The sequence below is a fragment of the Nicoliella sp. ESL1149 genome, from assembly GCF_058107265.1.
Window position 1 is genome coordinate 745,493 of sequence record NZ_JBYLUE010000002.1, and the last position, 17,821, is coordinate 763,313.

The window sequence follows — 17,821 nt, forward strand, 5'->3', positions numbered from 1 at the left end:
GTGGTTAGATAGGTTAAGTTATTAAGAGCGCATGGTGGATGCCTTGGCACTAGAAGCCGATGAAGGACGGGACTAACACCGATATGCTTCGGGGAGCTGTACGTAAGCTTTGATCCGGAGATTTCCGAATGGGGAAACCCAATGATCTTAATCGATCATTATCAACTGACTAATACATACTCAGTTGAAGGTAGACGTGGGGAACTGAAACATCTCAGTACCCACAGGAAGAGAAAGAAATTTCGATTCCCTTAGTAGCGGCGAGCGAACGGGGAACAGCCCAAACCAATGAGCTTGCTCATTGGGGTTGTAGGACTGAACATTTGAGTTACCAAAGTATTCGATAGTCAAAAGATCTGGAAAGTTCTGCGAGACAAGGTGATAGCCCTGTAGACGAAATCGAATACCCTCAGTTCAGGATCCTGAGTACGGCGGAGCACGTGAAATTCCGTCGGAATCTGGGAGGACCATCTCCCAAGGCTAAATACTCTCTAGTGACCGATAGTGAACCAGTACCGTGAGGGAAAGGTGAAAAGCACCCCGGAAGGGGAGTGAAATAGTTCCTGAAACCATGTGCTTACAAGCAGTCAGAGTCCGTTAATGGATGATGGCGTGCCTCTTGCAGAATGAACCGGCGAGTTATGATTGCATGCCAGGTTAAGACGAAAAATCGGAGCCGTAGCGAAAGCGAGTCTGAAATGGGCGTTTTAGTATGTAATGATAGACCCGAAACCAGGTGATCTACCCTTGAGCAGGTTGAAAGTGTGGTAAAACACACCGGAGGACCGAACTCGTGTACGTTGAAAAGTGCTGGGATGACTTGAGGGTAGCGGTGAAATTCCAAACGAACTTGGAGATAGCTGGTTCTCTCCGAAATAGCTTTAGGGCTAGCCTTGGAGTAAAGAATCTTGACGGTAGAGCACTGTTTGGATAAAGGGTCCGTCTTGGATTACTGAGTTCAGATAAACTCCGAATGTCAATGATTTATATCCAGGAGTCAGACAATGAGTGATAAGATCCATTGTCGAAAGGGGAACAGCCCAGACCACCAATTAAGGTCCCTAAATATATGCTGAGTGGAAAAGGATGTGGAGTTGCATAAACAACTAGGATGTTGGCTCAGAAGCAGCCACCATTTAAAGAGTGCGTAATAGCTCACTAGTCGAGTGATTCTGCGCCGAAAATTTACCGGGGCTAAGCATATTACCGAGATTGTGGACGCAACTACGTTGCGTGATAGGAGAGCGTTCTAAGGGCGTTGAAGTCAGACCGTAAGGACTGGTGGAGCGCTTAGAAGTGAGAATGCCGGTATGAGTAGCGAAAGACCAGTGAGAATCTGGTCCACCACATGACTAAGGTTTCCTGGGGAAGGCTCGTCCTCCCAGGGTTAGTCGGGACCTAAGCCCAGGCTGAGAAGCGTAGGCGATGGATAACAGGTTGATATTCCTGTACTAGTTAATTATGTTTGAACGATGGAAGGACGCAGAAGGCTAAACGATGCATACTGTTGGATATGTATGTTCAAGCAACAAGTCAGGTGATGAGTCAAATGCTTATCACCGGGTTGACAAGTTGTTACGAGGACCGAAATTTAGTAGGGAAGTCGTCGATGTCACGCTGCCGAGAAAAGTTTCTAGTTAGTAATTAACTACCCGTACCGCAAACCGACACAGGTAGTCGAGGAGAGTATCCTAAGGTGAGCGAGTGAACTCTCGTTAAGGAACTCGGCAAATTGACCCCGTAACTTCGGAAGAAGGGGTGCTGCACTAACGTGCAGCCGCAGTGAAGAAGCTCAGGCGACTGTTTATCAAAAACACAGGTTTCTGCAAAATCGTAAGATGAAGTATAGGGGCTGACGCCTGCCCGGTGCTGGAAGGTTAAGTGAAAGAGTTAGCTTCGGCGAAGCTCAGAAACGAAGCCCCAGTAAACGGCGGCCGTAACTATAACGGTCCTAAGGTAGCGAAATTCCTTGTCGGGTAAGTTCCGACCCGCACGAAAGGCGTAACGATCTGAGCACTGTCTCAACGAGAGACTCGGTGAAATTGAGATACCTGTGAAGAAGCAGGTTACCCGCGACAGGACGGAAAGACCCCATGGAGCTTTACTGTAATTTGATATTGGGTGTTGACATGACTTGTACAGGATAGGTAGGAGCCGTAGATATCGGGACGCTAGTCTCGATGGAGGCGTTGTTGGGATACTACCCTCGTTGTGTGAACACTCTAACCTTCACCACTAAGCGTGGTGAGAGACAGTGTCTGATTGGCAGTTTGACTGGGGCGGTCGCCTCCTAAACAGTAACGGAGGCGCCCAAAGGTTCCCTCAGAATGGTTGGAAATCATTCGCTGAGTGTAAAGGCACAAGGGAGCTTGACTGCGAGACTGACTAGTCGAGCAGGGACGAAAGTCGGGCTTAGTGATCCGGTGGTACCGTATGGAAGGGCCATCGCTCAACGGATAAAAGCTACCCTGGGGATAACAGGCTTATCTCCCCCAAGAGTTCACATCGACGGGGAGGTTTGGCACCTCGATGTCGGCTCATCGCATCCTGGGGCTGTAGTTGGTCCCAAGGGTTGGGCTGTTCGCCCATTAAAGCGGTACGCGAGCTGGGTTCAGAACGTCGTGAGACAGTTCGGTCCCTATCCGTCGCGGGCGTAGGAAATTTGAGAGGAGCTGCCCTTAGTACGAGAGGACCGGGGTGGACATACCGCTGGTGTATCAGTTGTGCCGCCAGGCGCATCGCTGAGTAGCTATGTATGGATTGGATAAACGCTGAAAGCATCTAAGTGTGAAGCCAACCTCGAGATGAGATTTCCCATTTCCTTGTGAAAGTAAGACCCCTGAGAGATGATCAGGTTGATAGGATGGAAGTGGCAGCATAGTGATATGTGAAGCGGACCATTACTAATCGGTCGAGGACTTAACCAAGTAAGGTGTTCTCACCAGGAAGAATTAATATTAGCTAGTTTTGAGAGAACGAAGTTCTCATCATACAATTGTGTGGTGGCGATAGCCGGAAGGATACACCTGTTCCCATGCCGAACACAGAAGTTAAGCTTCCGCACGCCAAGAGTAGTTAGGGGATCGCCCCTCGCGAGGGTAGGACGTTGCCACGCAAAGCAAAGACATCGTAGTCATATTAATGACTGCGATGTTTTTTTATTATAAATATGCTAAAATGGTAATAATAAACTTAAATTGGAGTGAAATTAATGAAGTTAAGAAAGCTAACGCTTGGTTGGCAGATTATGATTGGATTAATTTTTGGAATTATTCTAGGGATTATTTTTTATCATAATCAATTAGCAATCACAGCAATGCAAAATATTGGGACTATGTTTATTAATTTGATTCAAATGATTGTATTACCAATCGTTGTTTCATGTTTAACTGTTGGAATTGCCAGTATTGGAGATATTGGTAAATTAGGGCGAATTGGTGGAAAAACAATCGTTTATTTTGAATTAATGACTACAATTGCGATTGTTATTGGATTGTTTGTTGGTAACATTGCTCATCCTGGTAATTTTATTAATATTCATTCCTTACAAAGTAACGACATTAGTAAATATCTTGCTACAGCTCATAGTGCTAAAGAATCTGGTGGATGGGGTATGGTAATGAACTTGATTCCCACCAACTTTTTTAAAGCCTTGAGTCAGGGTGATATGATGCCTGTAATTGTCTTTACGATCTTCTTTGGACTTGGGATTGCAGCTATCGGTAAACAAGGTGAAATTTTAACGAACGTTTTAGAATCAGTATCTCAAGTTATGTTTAAAGTTACTGATTGGGTTATGAGATTATCACCAATTGGTGTGTGTGCTTTAATTGGCGCTACTTTAGCCCAAATGGGAGTGGGTGCGTTAGCTCCACTTGCCTATTTCGTTTTCTTAGCATATGCAACAATGTTATTCTTTGTATTAGTAGTAATGGGAATTGCTGCTAAAATTTTCCATTTTAGCTTAAGAGAATTATTAGTAGTAATTAAAAATGAAATCATTTTAGCATTCTCTACGGCAAGTTCTGAAGCTACATTGCCTCATTTAATCGATAAGATGCAAAAGTTTGGGGTTAGTAAATCAATTGTTTCTTTTGTTATCCCAACGGGATATACATTTAATCTGGATGGATCTGCCATTTATCAATCATTAGCAGTTGTTTTCTTGGCACAAGCTTATAATATTAATCTTTCAATTGAACAACAAGTCTTAATTTTATTTGTGTTGATTATTACATCAAAAGGTATGGCTGGGGTTCCTGGAGCTTCTTTCGTTGTTTTATTAGCAACTGTTGGAAGTGTCGGGATTCCGGTAGGCGGCTTAGCATTTATCGCTGGAATCGATCGATTTATTGATATGGGGAGAACAGCTGTAAATGTTGTTGGAAATTCATTGGCCACCGTTATCATTGGTGAATCAGAACATGAATTTAACCGAGAACAATCTAAAAAGTATGTAGCTGATTATAAAACGCATGCAGAATAAATATAAATGTTAAAAGAGCTCATTGGAATTATAATCCAACGAGCTCTTTTTAGTTTTAAATATTTAGTTCAAATTTTATGTTTAACTGTTATTAATTCCTCCATCGATAATTCCTTACCGACTTAAGCATCTTCAGCAGTTAAGTCCTTTAATTACTTTTCAAACGTATGCATGTCACTGCATAGAACGAATGATGATACTGAGATAATTAACAACAAGCAACTTTCCTATAATCTGTTAATTGAACATTTCTACATCAATCAATATACAAAGCGGGAAAATTGTCTGCTATTAACTATCTACAGTAATAGTTTGTAGTGACATACAATAACATCAATTTTCCCTTGATACAATGAATCGGCGATCCAGGGTCAAAGTTTAATTCTGTCATTGTATTTCACCTCCACTTTAAATTTCTTTGTTTAACCGTTAAATATTATATATGAACTTAAAATGTAAGTCAATAAAATTACATCTTCATGTTCATTTTCTTATAACAAGCCATTCCACCTAGATTGAGGTCTTCGACTTTAACACCACGTTCTTTAGCAAAAGCCTCCATTAATGTTTTATGATCCATTAATGATTGTGGAATATCATTAGGGTGTTTAGGATCTGGAACACATAGTTGAGCCATCATTCCACCATCTTCATGTTCAATAATGTGACAGTGATACATAAATACTCCAACACATGGGAACCATACTTTAATTCTAACCGTTTCGTCAGGTTCAACTTCAATTGTATCCTTTAAACCAGTTTCGTTTGGGTTAGGTTTGTGACCATTTCTAGAAACGATTCTAAATACACAACCATGCATATGGTAAGGGTGAAGCATTCCACCTTCCATATCATTAGTATTAGTTATATCCCAATATTCAACGTTGTTTAACTTAGTAGTGGTGTCAATTCGACTCATATCAAATTTCTTACCATTAATCTCTACTTCTTCGTCCATTCCAGACATAACAACTTTACGAACAGGGGCATTAGGAGTTACTTCAGGATCTGGAAGGTCATCAACTAATGTATCAGGAAGTTCTTCATTAATACCTTGATCTTTGAATTCATGAATTCTAAAACGTACAATTGGAACATCATCAGAATAAAGAGCTACTTCATCGCCTGGTTTGTAATTACTGAAATCTACGACAAATTCCATTCGTTCAGCACAGCCAATTAAGACATGAGTATAATCAACCGGATGTGGTAATAAACTGCCGTCTCCAGCAATTTGGGTCATTTTAAGATCATCAGTCATGTGTAAACGCCACTCACGTCGGTTAGCACCATCTAATACTCTAAAACGTACTTTCTTTGTTGTAACATCAAAGTATGGATTGATGGTTCCATTAATCATTGGTGTAGGACCGGCAACACCATCAGGATCATAATCAGCATCATAGTCCCATTGATTATCTTCATGGAAACGACGATCTTGTAAAATCAATGGAATATCATCAACACCATAATTACGAGGGATTGGAAGCTTAGCTTCTTCATCGTCTTTAACGACAACGGCAGTAGCTAAACCATGCCAAACTTGTTCAGCAGTTGATGGACATGGATGAGCATGCATCCATAAGGTAGCAGCAGGTTGATTAATTGTAAAGTCAATTTTACGACTTTCACCTGGATAAACGGGGGTATGACAACCACCATCAGCAACACCAGGAATTACAGAACCATGCCAATGGAAAGTGGTAACTTCTGGTAATTCGTTTTTGAGGGTAATATGAATATGTTTACCCTTTTTAAAGATAATTGTTTTACCTAATAATGGAGCGTTATAACCCCATGTTTTGGTCTTTTTACCTGGTAATAATTGAACTTCACCAGTTTGAGCAACAACGGTGTAATAAATATCAGTGTCAGTTTCTTTATCTGGAGCTAAGACTTCGGGAATATTTAATTTTTGTTGAGGAGTTTTTGGTTCTTCCAAAGGAACATATCCACCATCTTGAGTATCATAATCTTCTTTATTGAAATAATAATCAGTAACTAATTGACGTTTACTCATGTAAATCAATCCTTTCCTAACAATCTAAGTATTATGATACTACTTTTTATTGAAAATGTAATAAGAATTGCTCTAAATTAAGAAAAAATTTTGATTAGGCTAAAAATGGTTAAAAAAAGAAACCCATCATAATGATGAGTTTCCAAAAATAATATAATTATTTTATTGTTCTTTGTACCATGGGTAATGGAAGTTACCTGGACGGTCTACACGTTCATAAGTGTGGGCACCAAAGTAATCACGTTGAGCTTGTAATAAGTTAGCTGGAAGTACTTGGTCACGGTATGAATCGAAGTAAGCAATTGCAGCAGAAAGAGTAGGTGCAGGAACACCAGCCTTAATGGCAATGGATAATACTTCACGAGCAGCAGCTTGGTACTTGTTAGCGATGTTTGAGAAGTAAGGGTTCATTAATAAGTTAGTTAACTTAGGATCCTTTTCAAATGCATCGGTAATGTTTTGTAAGAATTGGGCACGAATGATACAACCTTCACGCCAGATTTGAGCTAATTGACCGAACTTAAGGTCCCACTTGTAGTTTTCAGAAGCGAAACGTAATTGTTCGAAACCTTGAGCATAACTCATAATCTTACCAAAGTATAATGCTTGACGAGCTTTTTCAACAAAGTCATCAGGAATACTAGTCTTTTCAGAAGGGCCATTTAATACTTTAGAAGCATTCATACGTTCGTCTTTAAGCATAGATACGTAACGAGCGTAAACAGATTCAGTAATAACTGATTGAGGAACACCAATGTCTAAGGCATTTTCAGAACTCCACTTACCAGTACCTTTATTAGCACCACGATCTAAGATCATGTCAACGATAGGCTTGTTCTTGTCAGCACCTAAGTTGTCCTTACAGCTTAAGATATCACCAGTAATTTCAACAAGGTAACTACTTAATTCGCCCTTGTTCCATTCTTTAAAGATATCAGAAAGCTTGTCAACATCGATTCCAGCAACATGACGTAATAAGTCATAAGTTTCATCGATTAATTGTTCATCACCGTATTCAATACCGTTATGAACCATCTTTACATAATGACCAGCACCGTTAGGTCCAATGTAAGCAACACAAGGTTTGCCATCTTCAGCCTTAGCAGCAATCTTTTCAAGAACTGGAGCAACTAAGTCATAAGCTTCTTTTTGACCACCAGGCATTAATGATGGACCATGTAATGCACCAAGTTCACCACCAGAAACACCCATACCGATAAAGTTAATACCAGACTTGTCAAGACGAGCGTTACGAGCAATCGTATCCTTGAAGAATGTGTTACCACCATCAATTAAAATATCACCCTTATCAAGTAATGGTAATAATTCATCAATAACGGCATCAGTTGGTTTACCAGCCTTAACCATGATTAAAATACGACGAGGAGTTTCAAGAGACTTAACAAAGTCTTCAACAGTGTAACTTGGAACTAACTTCTTGTCACCGTGATCCTTCATAACAGTTTCTGTTTTTGAAGCAGTACGGTTGTAAATACCTACAGTGTATCCGCGGCTTTCAATGTTAAGGGCTAAGTTCTTACCCATAACAGCCATACCAATAACACCAAAGTTTGCTTTTTGATCAGCCATTGTAATAAAACCTTCCTTTATTAAAAGAATTATTTTTACTATAAAACACTTTCATTTTACCATATTACACACAAGAATGTGAACTGGTTAAACTTTTACTTAATAAAATATAAGATAATTATTTTTCAGGACGGAAAGCCCAGTCACGACCAGAACGGGTTAATAAATCACGGCCGGCTTTAGGACCCATTGTACCTGGTGTGTAGTTAGGGAAATCAGCCTTCGTATTATTCCAAACTTTTTCAATTTGGTCAACAAATTTCCAAGCTTGGCTTACTTCGGCCCAACTAGCAAAGTTAGTATGATCACCCTTTAAGGCATCACCAATTAAACGTTCATATGGAAGTGGAACGTTCTTCATTTCATCAGGAGTTAAATCATGATTGAATTGGAAACTATCGGTAGTGTATCCTTGTCCAACGTGTTTCTTGTTCAAACGTAATTCAAAACCAGAATCTGGTTCAATCTTAATAGTTAAGACGTTACCAATAAGTTGTGGTGCAATTCCATTTGCTTTTGCAAAATCATCAATTAATGGTTTCTTGAAGACAACATCAATTCTTGCAAATTTGTCAGCTAAAAGCTTACCAGTTCTAACATAGAATGGAACTCCAGCCCAACGATTGTTTTGGAATTCTAATTTACCAGCAACATAAGTTTCGGTGTTAGAATCTTCTGGAACATTATCTTCGTGACGATAATCTTTTTGATCACCCTTAGCACCATATTGACCACGAACAAAGTTTTTCTTAACTTCTTCTTCATCATAGATTTTAAGACTTTGAAGTGCTTTTGCTTTTTGAGCACGAATTTCGACATCCTTGTATTCGTTTGGTTCATCCATTGCTAAGATACTAAGGATTTGCATGATGTGGTTTTGAACCATATCACGTAACGCACCAGAAGTATCATAGTAACCAGCACGTTCACCAACACTCATGTTTTCAGCAAGGGTTACTTGAACATTATCGATGAATTTGTTGTTCCAAACAGATTCGATCATTGGGTTACCAAAACGTAAAGCAGCAATATCTTGAACCATTTCCTTACCTAAGTAGTGATCGATTCTAAAGACTTGATCTTCATTAAATCCAGCACTTAAGGCATTGTTTAATTCTTCTGCAGACTTGTAGTCACGACCAAATGGTTTTTCAATAATCAAACGGTTATATCCATTATCAGAGAAAATGTTAGCCTTCTTTAAGTTTTCGGCTACTGTTTCGAAGAAACGAGGAGCTAGAGAAATATAGAAGATTCTGTTGCCCTTTAGATCATATTTAGCGTCTAATTCGTTTCCAAATTCTTTTAAGACCTTGTAATGATCAATGTTAGTTACATCATGAGCTTTGTAGTAAAAATGACTAGCAAATTTAGTAACTTGATCATCATTTTCAGCAGCACTTTTTACAGAGTCACTAACGACTTGACGGAACTTGTCATCGGTCCATTCACGACGACCAGTACCAATTAAAGCAAAATGTTCTTGAAGATGTCCTTTTTTATATAAATTAAAAAGGGCTGGATACAACTTTCTTGATGCTAAATCACCAGTTGCACCGAAAAGCGTAATTAAAGCAGTTTGTTCAGTTGCCATTGCTTCCACACTCCTTAGATTTAAAATTGATGGTTGAAATAATAAGTAGTTCAATCGAATATACATTGCTTATTATATAACACATGCTAAAGCAAAGAAAGTAATATTAATAAGCAATGTAAACGCTATCTTTTTATTAAATTTCCATCAAATTTTAATTTTAGAAAAATGTAATAAAAAATTAAAAAGAATTAAATTGATATTAATTCTTTTTGTGGATAATATAGATATTGAACATTTTACGTTTAGTTGACTATAAGGAGAACGATTTAAAATGAAAAAATGGTTTAATTATGTAATTCCAATATTGGGATTGTTCATGATAGCTACAAGTGCTGATGCGAATGCTGCTAATATTACCAAGCAACGATTATCAAAATTAAGTAGCCAAGCTAACAAAAATACTTCGACACCAACCATCTCTCAATTACAATTGTTGATGGGGCAAAAAACGATTTCAGGAATTGCTACTAAGGGTACAGTAATTACAGTTAAAACGAACCCAAAAGCAAAAGATAGTATAGCAATGACGACTGCGTCAGTTCAAAATGGTAAATTTACACTTAAATTGCCGACTATGTATAAAGCTGGGACCAAATTGTACGTTTATGCTCGTGATAATAATACTTCTAAGTATTTTTATCGGATTGTTAATGTAAAGAATAATCCTAATAAAGTTACTTCAAATGGTAATGTTAAAAAGGATGATTCAATTGATACCACTTCTACGAAAAACAAAAGTAATTTTTCTAAAAAGACTTCAATAACTTTAAATGATATTAGTGGGACTTGGAAATCTAATTCTAATAATAATGGTAAATATACTCAATATACCTTTGATGTGAATAATGGTTTTTCAGAAATCAATGTGGAAAATGGTAAATCTACCCCAGTTATCCAAAATGCTTCTTATCAAATCATTAAACATAGTAGTGATTTATGGCAAGTAAATTATAAAACAGATAAAAATAATGGATCTATTTACTTCCATTTAAATAGCAATAATCAATTCTATGTAACGAATGCTGGCAATCAAGTTACAAGTGTTAGTTATGATAATTTATTTAATCAAGTTAAATGATTAAATAAATATTATATGATATAGGCCACTCTTCAATCATTGAGGAGTGCCTTTTTTTATTAGATACGTTAGAATAGAGTTAAATATGCAAAAAATAAGGAGCGGTCACAAATGGAAAAGAAAAAGGAGATTGGATTAAGTGCGGTTTTAATCTATAGCACTTTATTAAATGCTGGTTCTTCGTTTTTGTGGCCGCTAAATACAATGTATTTACATGATGATCTTCATCGTTCTCTAACTGAAGCTGGAGCAGTTGTGTTGATCATGTCTCTTTGCTTAATTTTAGGAAACTATATTGGTGGGTATCTATTTGATCATTGGTCAGCATATAAAACGGCTGTAGGAGCAAGTGCATTATCGTTACTTGCAATTATAATCTTGATTTTTTTCCATGGCTGGCCTATTTATGCCTGGATGTTAGTTCTATTGGGCTTTGGAGATGGAATTAGCCTGACTTTGATCAATTCTTATGCCACGATGGTGAAGGGAAAAAGTCCCCGTTATGTTTTTAATACCTTGTACATCGGATTAAATATCGGGGTTGTAATTGGAACAACAATGGTAGGATTTCTTTTGAAATACGGAGTTCACATTGTCTTTTCAGTTGCAGCATTTGCCTATTTAATTTTATTTGTCATGACAATTATTTTATTCAATGTTGATTTTTCTGAATATGATTATAATCGCCAGGTTAAACAGGATGAATCAGAACGACCAAAGCGTCATTTAAAAATGCTATTTATTATTTGTGCAATGATTTTTGCTGTCTATGCTAGTTATTCTATTTGGGAAAGTGTAATGCCAGTTCATATGAATAACATGGGAATCTCTTTTGAGGAGTATAGTACAATTTGGACTATTAATGGGTTAATAATTGTATTTGGGCAATCGTTAGTTGGTAAATTAGGCCGGAAATTTCCGTTAAGTCGTCAAGTTACACTTGGGGTATTTATTTTTGGGACATCATTTCTGTTTTTACCATTGGCTACCAATTACTGGTTCTTTGTTATTGATATGATTTTTCTAACGTTTGGTGAAATGGCGGGATTACCTGATGTTCCTGCATGGATCGATGGGTTAGCTACTCCTTCGCAAAAGGGGCAATATCAAGCTATTTTTAATGTGTCACTATCATTAGGAAGAGCAATGGGTCCATTGATGGCAGGTGTAATTGCAGATTCGTTAGGTTATAACTGGCTATTTATCGGGGCGGTTATTATCGTTTATCTTTCGCTAATCATTGTATCTGTTAATCATTATCGTATGAAAAAACGTGATAATGAAACATTAAACAGTTAATTTTAGTGTTTAAAAAATAATTATTATTGTATAATTGAGTCTATATATTTAAATTAATGGTAAAAGGGGATGAGAAGATGGGTAAACAACTAACTTGTCCACGGTGTTTTCATCCAGTTCATGCAACCGATTGGTTTTGTGATAACTGTGGTTTTCCTTTGAAGCGCGAGTTAGAGGACCATCCTCAAGAAATATCCGAAATTGATACGCCAATTCAATCTTTTCCACCACGAAGTCTGGATCCTAAAATAAATCCAGATGTAAAACGTGATAAAAAAGAAAAGGCCAAGCATGATCAAGTAAAACCAAAAGTTGAATCTTTTTCTAAAAAAGAGAAACTCGTTAAACCTAAAAAAAAGGTTAACGATTCCAGCCGTAGTCTGAATGCGAATCATCACTACGCTAGAAACTTGATTGCGGTCGCGATTGTTTTAGTTGGAGCTTATGGATATGGTCGTTTTCATTTTTCAAAGTCTGAAACCTTAAATCGTGAGTTGAATAAACCGGTTAACGCGTCTAATTTGCTTGTCTCTAATGGACACCCGCTTACGAAGAGTCAAAAAACAGCAGTTGAACAACAATTATCTTCAAAGGATAATCAACGAAAGTTACGAGCTACTTATGCGATTGGTAATGAAATTACTTATCAACAAGTCGGTAATTATTGGCATCTTTTTCCTAAATATCAATTAGTATTAGATGTTGATAAATTATCCACTAAAATGAATAAACTTCAAACTAATAAAAAAGTTACTAAACCTAAACCTGTCGTAAAGAAAAAAACTGTTAAGAAGAAATTGACTAAAAAGCAGGCAATTACAGCTACATTAAATAATTTTTGGAGTCAAATGAACCAATTAACAAAGAAGGGGAACGTGAAACCTGCTCTCGCTGATAATTTTGTTAGCGGAAGTAAAAATGCTACGTATAAGGAATTATCATATATGGCTCAGAAATATCATCGATTAAAATATAATGTTGAATATAACTATTCTATTAACAGCATTAAAGGCGATGATGATTCGCAAGTTAATTCTGTTTTAGCATATCATTTTGATTCTGGAAAAGTAATTCATGTTCAAAAATTCCATTGGTACGCTAAAATGAGTAAACAGGGTAATCGTTATTTAATAAGTTGGATGCATTGGGATTTGTCGCCGTTTAGTGATTATTTTAAGAAAAAATAAGAGCAATTGTTACATCGATAAAATGTAACAATGCTCTTTTTATTTTATATTTTGAAACTGCGTAATTGTTGATTCATAAACTCGTTTGACATCAGTGGAAGTTCCCCGAAGTTCATAATCATCATAAAATGGCGCATTAAAAGCTTTAGCGTACCTTTTAGCCGTTAAACAATACTGTTCGTTGAAGTTCTTATTACCACTACCAACAACGCCAATGCAATGTCGGTAATTATTATCAGATTGGATATATTCTCCTAACGAATTTGTCATAAGTTCCTTGACTCCATTGTCGATTCCATTCCCCCCATCAAGATAAGTTGGAACAAAAACAACGAACGGATGTTGTTCAGGAGCAGGAGGCGTTTGGTCGGTGATTTCTTTCGATTCAATTATTGGCATTTTAGAATTAGTTTGATGTTGTTCTTCAGCATAATCAGTTAAATCATCAATAAAACTTTGAGTATTTCCAGAAATTGAAATATATAAAATTAAGATTGGTTCCATATTAAGCCCTCCATATTATAGTTACTAGAAAATAAAAACCACCTTTTCAGATGGTTTTTATTTTTGAATTATTTTTTATTAACAGATTCCTGTTCTTCAGCTTTTACTGCGGGTTTATCATTTAGGTTAGTAACTTCAAACCAGTTAACAAACGAATTTTCGTAATTGATAACTTTAAATTTAAAGTTTTGGATTGTAAACTCAAAGCCTTCTTTAGCATCAGGATAGTTATCCAATACATAACCTGACATCGTTACGATGTCTGATTTATTAAATTCAGGAATATCAGTATTAAAGAATCTTTCAAAATCATAGGTGGTTAATTTACCATTAACTTGGTAAGTACCCTTAGGCTGTTTAAAGATGAATTCATTAATGGCTGGATCAATTTCATCTCGAACAGTTCCAAATAGTTCTTCATAGATGTCTTTGTCAGTAATAATTCCAGAAGTACCACCGTATTCATCAACAACGACCACCATTGGGGTTCGGTTTTTGATCATTTGTTGGAGGACTTCTGTAATTGGAGTTGTTTCAGGAGTAGTAGTAATATCACGAATTAATTTAGAAATTTTTGCCTTATCATTAACTTGAGATTGACGAATTAAATCGTAATTATATACATAACCTAAAATTTCATCTTTATTGTTATTTCTAACAATTGGAATTCGACTAAATTTCTTTTGTAAATAAAGCCGAATTGCATTTTTAACTGTCGAATCAATATCTAAAACAACCAATTGAGTTCGGTCAATCATGATATCTTTAGCAACTTTGTCATTTAATTCGAAAGCCCGTTGCATATAAACATAATCATTCTTTTCTAGTTCACCAGTTTTAACTGCGTTTCTAGAAAGATTTAAAATTTCACTTTGGGAATAGCTGTCATCATTTTCATCAGCCATCTTGATCCCCATCAATTTGACTACTCCTGCCGCCGTTTTATTCAATAACCAAACGAATGGTAAAAATGTTTGATGGAAGTAATGTAATGGAGTTGCAATTAATGCAAGCACTTCCCGAGGTTTGTCAGTACTAATGTTCTTTGGAACAACTTCAGTGAAGACAACTTCCAAATAGGTAAGTAATGCTAAACCAACAACAGCCCCAATACCATGAGCAGTACTACTATTCATGGTAAATCCTAAAACATCAACAACTATGGAATCAATAAATGATTCACCGATCCAACCAAGAATAATTCCACCAAGGGAAACTCCAACTTGGGTAGTTGAAAGATAGTCATTTAAATGGGTAACCATATAAATTTGACGATCTAATTTTTTCTTTTTACGGGGATTTTCTTCATTTGCTTTTTCATCTTCTAACGCACTTAATCGCGTTTGAACTAGGGCAAATTCACATCCAACAAAGAATGCAACGAAGAAGAAAGTAACTAGGATGATGATTATATTAATAATCGCGCCACCACTCAAAATTGAATCCTTCTTTCATATTTTTAATATATACTAGTTAATTATACACTGTTATCACTTTTTTAGCATTATTTTGCTGATTTGGTATCACAAATGAGCATATTATTTACCTTTTAATGAAAGAAATGCTAATGTATATTCGTAATAAACTTTTGGAGGTAATTATCATGGCTAAAGAAGAAAAGAAAGATAACAGAACACAAGATGAAATTCGTGAAGCAAATATGACATTTTCACAAGACGAAATTGATGAAGGTTTAAAGCTCATTAAAGATCAAGGTTACATTACTAAAAAAGATATGAAACAAATGAATGATTTTGTTTGGGCAACTGCTTTTGCAAAGAAGTTAGATAAAGAATTACATAGTGAAGATGAAGATCCTTACATGTATGCTGAACAATTTGATTTTAAAGGCGGTGCAATTGAAGGAATTATCTTCAATATGGATGTCATTAAATCACGTGATGCTGCTTTAAAGAAGTTAGCTGAAGTTACTAATCAAACCATTTAATTTTGATACTCATTTAAAAAAGCGGAATGTTAGAATTCATCTATGCATTCCGCTTTTTGTTATGTTTTATAACATGAAATTAAAATATTTTTTCTGATAATGTGACAAAAAAGAAAAAGCATGTTATAATTTCTAACATAATAAAAACGAAGGGTGATTAAAATGGATCTTGGAAGTGTTGGATTTGTACTATTATCAGCGGTGTTAGTTCTTTTAATGACACCAGGATTAGCGATGTTCTATGGTGGATTAGTTTCTCATAAAAACGTTGTTAATACTATGACAATGGTTTATGTAATCGTTGGAATTGCTGGATTACTTTGGATTGTAATTGGTTATGGATTAGCATTCACGGGAAGTGGAAGTGTAATTGGTAGTTGGAGTCATGTTTTCTTACATAATGTTAATTTGAACTCAGTCACAGCTACAAAAATTACAACTGGGACATTCATGCTTTTTCAAATGATGTTTGCCATCATCACTCCAGCATTATTCGTTGGAGCAGTTGTTGGTAGAATTCGTTTCAAGTTCTTACTATTATTCGTGACAATTTGGTCAATCGTTGTTTATTATCCAATGGCTCACATGGTTTGGTCACCAGCCGGTTTCTTATTTAAATTAGGCGTATTGGATTTTGCTGGTGGAACTGTTATTCATATTAATGCCGGGGTTACTGCATTAGTATTGGCAATTTGCTTGGGTAAGCGGTTGAACTTTAAACCTGCCAAACCCTATAACACATCATTAGTATTAATTGGAACAACACTTCTTTGGATCGGCTGGTATGGATTTAACGCTGGATCAACCCTTCAAGTAAGCAACGTTGCTGTTCAAGCAGTTTTAACAACTACTGTAGCAACTGTTACTGCAATTGTAACTTGGTTAGTAATTGATCTATGTTTGAACAAGCCAGTTTCATTAACCGATATCTGTACAGCGACGCTTTGTGGATTGGTTGGAATTACGCCAGCAACTGGATTTGTAGATACTATGGGAGCATTCTTCATTGGAATTTTAGCGACATTAGCTAGTTATATATTTATTAACTATCTTAAAATGAGAATTGGAATTGATGATACGCTAGATGCATTTGGTTGTCATGGAGTAAGTGGAATAGTTGGTAGTATTGCAACTGGTCTATTTGATACCAAGAGTGTTAATTCTGCGATTGTTCATAATGGTTTATTCTATGGTGGTGGTTTCCATCAATTAGGAATTCAATTAACGGCAACGATATTTACAATTGTATTTGTTACAATTATGAGTTTTGTACTGGTGTTTATTATTAAGCACATCACACCAATGCGGGTTAGTAAGGAAGTTGAAGAAGCAGGTTTGGATTCCGTATATCATGGTCAAGCTGCAGATGATGCTCGTCATTAGTTTAAAAATTGGTTAATCCTCCCTGATTTGGAATCTGGAAAGGTGAATATATATGATATAATATGATGTATATTAGTTAAAGGGAGGGATTAATTTAATGAAAACTGATAATTACGTCCCAAAACAAGATCGGAAAGAAGTTTCTGAAAGAAAAATTAAAATTTTAAAAATGGTTAGTAAAATTGCTATTTGTACCGGGACTTTAATGTATATTTTCTTTATTCCACAAATTATTGCGAATTTTCAAGGAAGACCAGGTTCTCCTATTCAATATGCAATGGCAACTTTAAATGGTGCTGTTTGGACATGGTATGGTTGGAATAAGACTTACCGAGACTGGCCAGTAATTCTATCTAATTTTCCTGGAGTTATCTTTGGTGGATTTACATTAATTACTTGTATCTGGCATCCATAAACAATTAAAAAATTCATCTCTTTTATTATTAAAGGAGGTGGATTTTTTAATTGTTTAGTTTAATTTCTTTATCGGTTATTGCACAAGCGGATAATAATGACTCAAGTAGGTCAGAACAAAATAATAACTAATATTTTAAATGATGATGAATTGAACTGGTTGTTTAATAATAACCAACATAAATTACCTCAAACTAGTGAAGAAAAAGCTAGTTTAGTGGAATTATTTGGCTTATTGATTTTATTAGTTGCATATTATAATAACCATTAGAATTAAAATATCGATATACAAATAAAAGAGTTCTTCATATCTAT

General features: G+C 36.2%; 13 protein-coding genes and 2 rRNA genes. 10 read left to right on the forward strand and 5 right to left on the reverse strand.

Going from position 1 to position 17,821, the window contains the following annotated elements; all coding sequences use genetic code 11:
- The first annotated feature begins 11 nt into the window (after positions 1-11).
- The 3 genes from AC3B6G_RS03645 (at position 12) to AC3B6G_RS03655 (ending at position 4,486) form a co-directional block, all read left to right on the forward strand.
- Positions 12-2,927 (forward strand): 23S ribosomal RNA (locus AC3B6G_RS03645).
- A 71-nt stretch (positions 2,928-2,998) separates the two neighbouring features.
- Positions 2,999-3,115: ribosomal RNA gene (gene rrf, locus AC3B6G_RS03650) — 5S ribosomal RNA — on the forward strand.
- A gap of 87 nt (positions 3,116-3,202) precedes the next feature.
- Positions 3,203-4,486, forward strand: a complete 1,284-nt coding sequence (locus AC3B6G_RS03655) for a dicarboxylate/amino acid:cation symporter (protein WP_489849063.1) — start codon at positions 3,203-3,205, stop codon at positions 4,484-4,486.
- Positions 4,487-4,955: 469 nt separating this feature from the next.
- On the opposite strand, the gene AC3B6G_RS03660 is transcribed toward AC3B6G_RS03655, so the two are convergent.
- From AC3B6G_RS03660 to zwf, 3 genes are all read right to left on the reverse strand, one after another.
- Positions 4,956-6,506, reverse strand: a complete 1,551-nt coding sequence (locus tag AC3B6G_RS03660; RefSeq protein ID WP_489849064.1) for a multicopper oxidase family protein — start codon at positions 6,504-6,506, stop codon at positions 4,956-4,958.
- Between the two features lie 162 nt (positions 6,507-6,668).
- Positions 6,669-8,096: an NADP-dependent phosphogluconate dehydrogenase gene (gndA, locus tag AC3B6G_RS03665; RefSeq protein ID WP_489849065.1), complete on the reverse strand. Its 1,428-nt coding sequence runs from the start codon at positions 8,094-8,096 to the stop codon at positions 6,669-6,671.
- Positions 8,097-8,214: 118 nt separating this feature from the next.
- Positions 8,215-9,690 carry a glucose-6-phosphate dehydrogenase gene (gene zwf, locus AC3B6G_RS03670; RefSeq protein ID WP_489849066.1) on the reverse strand — a complete coding sequence of 492 codons (1,476 nt, stop codon included), beginning with the start codon at positions 9,688-9,690 and terminating at the stop codon, positions 8,215-8,217.
- A 274-nt stretch (positions 9,691-9,964) separates the two neighbouring features.
- Here zwf and AC3B6G_RS03675 point away from each other — a divergent pair, with 274 nt between their 5' ends.
- From AC3B6G_RS03675 to AC3B6G_RS03685, 3 genes are all read left to right on the forward strand, one after another.
- Complete coding sequence (locus AC3B6G_RS03675) at positions 9,965-10,771, forward strand: Ig-like domain-containing protein (protein WP_489849067.1); 807 nt, start codon at positions 9,965-9,967, stop codon at positions 10,769-10,771.
- Between the two features lie 111 nt (positions 10,772-10,882).
- Positions 10,883-12,070, forward strand: a complete 1,188-nt coding sequence (locus AC3B6G_RS03680; RefSeq protein WP_489849068.1) for an MDR family MFS transporter — start codon at positions 10,883-10,885, stop codon at positions 12,068-12,070.
- A 77-nt stretch (positions 12,071-12,147) separates the two neighbouring features.
- Positions 12,148-13,257, forward strand: a complete 1,110-nt coding sequence (locus AC3B6G_RS03685; protein ID WP_489849069.1) for a hypothetical protein — start codon at positions 12,148-12,150, stop codon at positions 13,255-13,257.
- 39 nt (positions 13,258-13,296) lie between these two features.
- Here the strand turns inward: AC3B6G_RS03685 and nrdI are convergent, their stop codons facing one another.
- Together nrdI and AC3B6G_RS03695 are read right to left on the reverse strand one after the other, a co-directional pair.
- On the reverse strand, positions 13,297-13,761 hold the full coding sequence (gene nrdI / locus AC3B6G_RS03690; RefSeq protein ID WP_489849070.1) for a class Ib ribonucleoside-diphosphate reductase assembly flavoprotein NrdI: 465 nt from the start codon (positions 13,759-13,761) through the stop codon (positions 13,297-13,299).
- Positions 13,762-13,829: 68 nt separating this feature from the next.
- Positions 13,830-15,200, reverse strand: a complete 1,371-nt coding sequence (locus AC3B6G_RS03695; RefSeq protein WP_489849565.1) for a hemolysin family protein — start codon at positions 15,198-15,200, stop codon at positions 13,830-13,832.
- Positions 15,201-15,364: 164 nt separating this feature from the next.
- Here AC3B6G_RS03695 and AC3B6G_RS03700 point away from each other — a divergent pair, with 164 nt between their 5' ends.
- The 4 genes from AC3B6G_RS03700 to AC3B6G_RS03715 all read left to right on the forward strand — a co-directional run bounded on the left by AC3B6G_RS03700 (position 15,365) and on the right by AC3B6G_RS03715 (position 17,777).
- Positions 15,365-15,709, forward strand: coding sequence for a hypothetical protein (locus tag AC3B6G_RS03700; protein WP_489849071.1), 345 nt, complete (start codon positions 15,365-15,367; stop codon positions 15,707-15,709).
- Positions 15,710-15,871: 162 nt separating this feature from the next.
- Positions 15,872-17,092, forward strand: a complete 1,221-nt coding sequence (locus AC3B6G_RS03705; RefSeq protein WP_489849072.1) for an ammonium transporter — start codon at positions 15,872-15,874, stop codon at positions 17,090-17,092.
- A 97-nt stretch (positions 17,093-17,189) separates the two neighbouring features.
- Positions 17,190-17,507: a hypothetical protein gene (locus AC3B6G_RS03710; protein WP_489849073.1), complete on the forward strand. Its 318-nt coding sequence runs from the start codon at positions 17,190-17,192 to the stop codon at positions 17,505-17,507.
- Between the two features lie 96 nt (positions 17,508-17,603).
- Positions 17,604-17,777, forward strand: coding sequence for an LPXTG cell wall anchor domain-containing protein (locus tag AC3B6G_RS03715; RefSeq protein ID WP_489849074.1), 174 nt, complete (start codon positions 17,604-17,606; stop codon positions 17,775-17,777).
- Positions 17,778-17,821 lie beyond the last annotated feature (44 nt).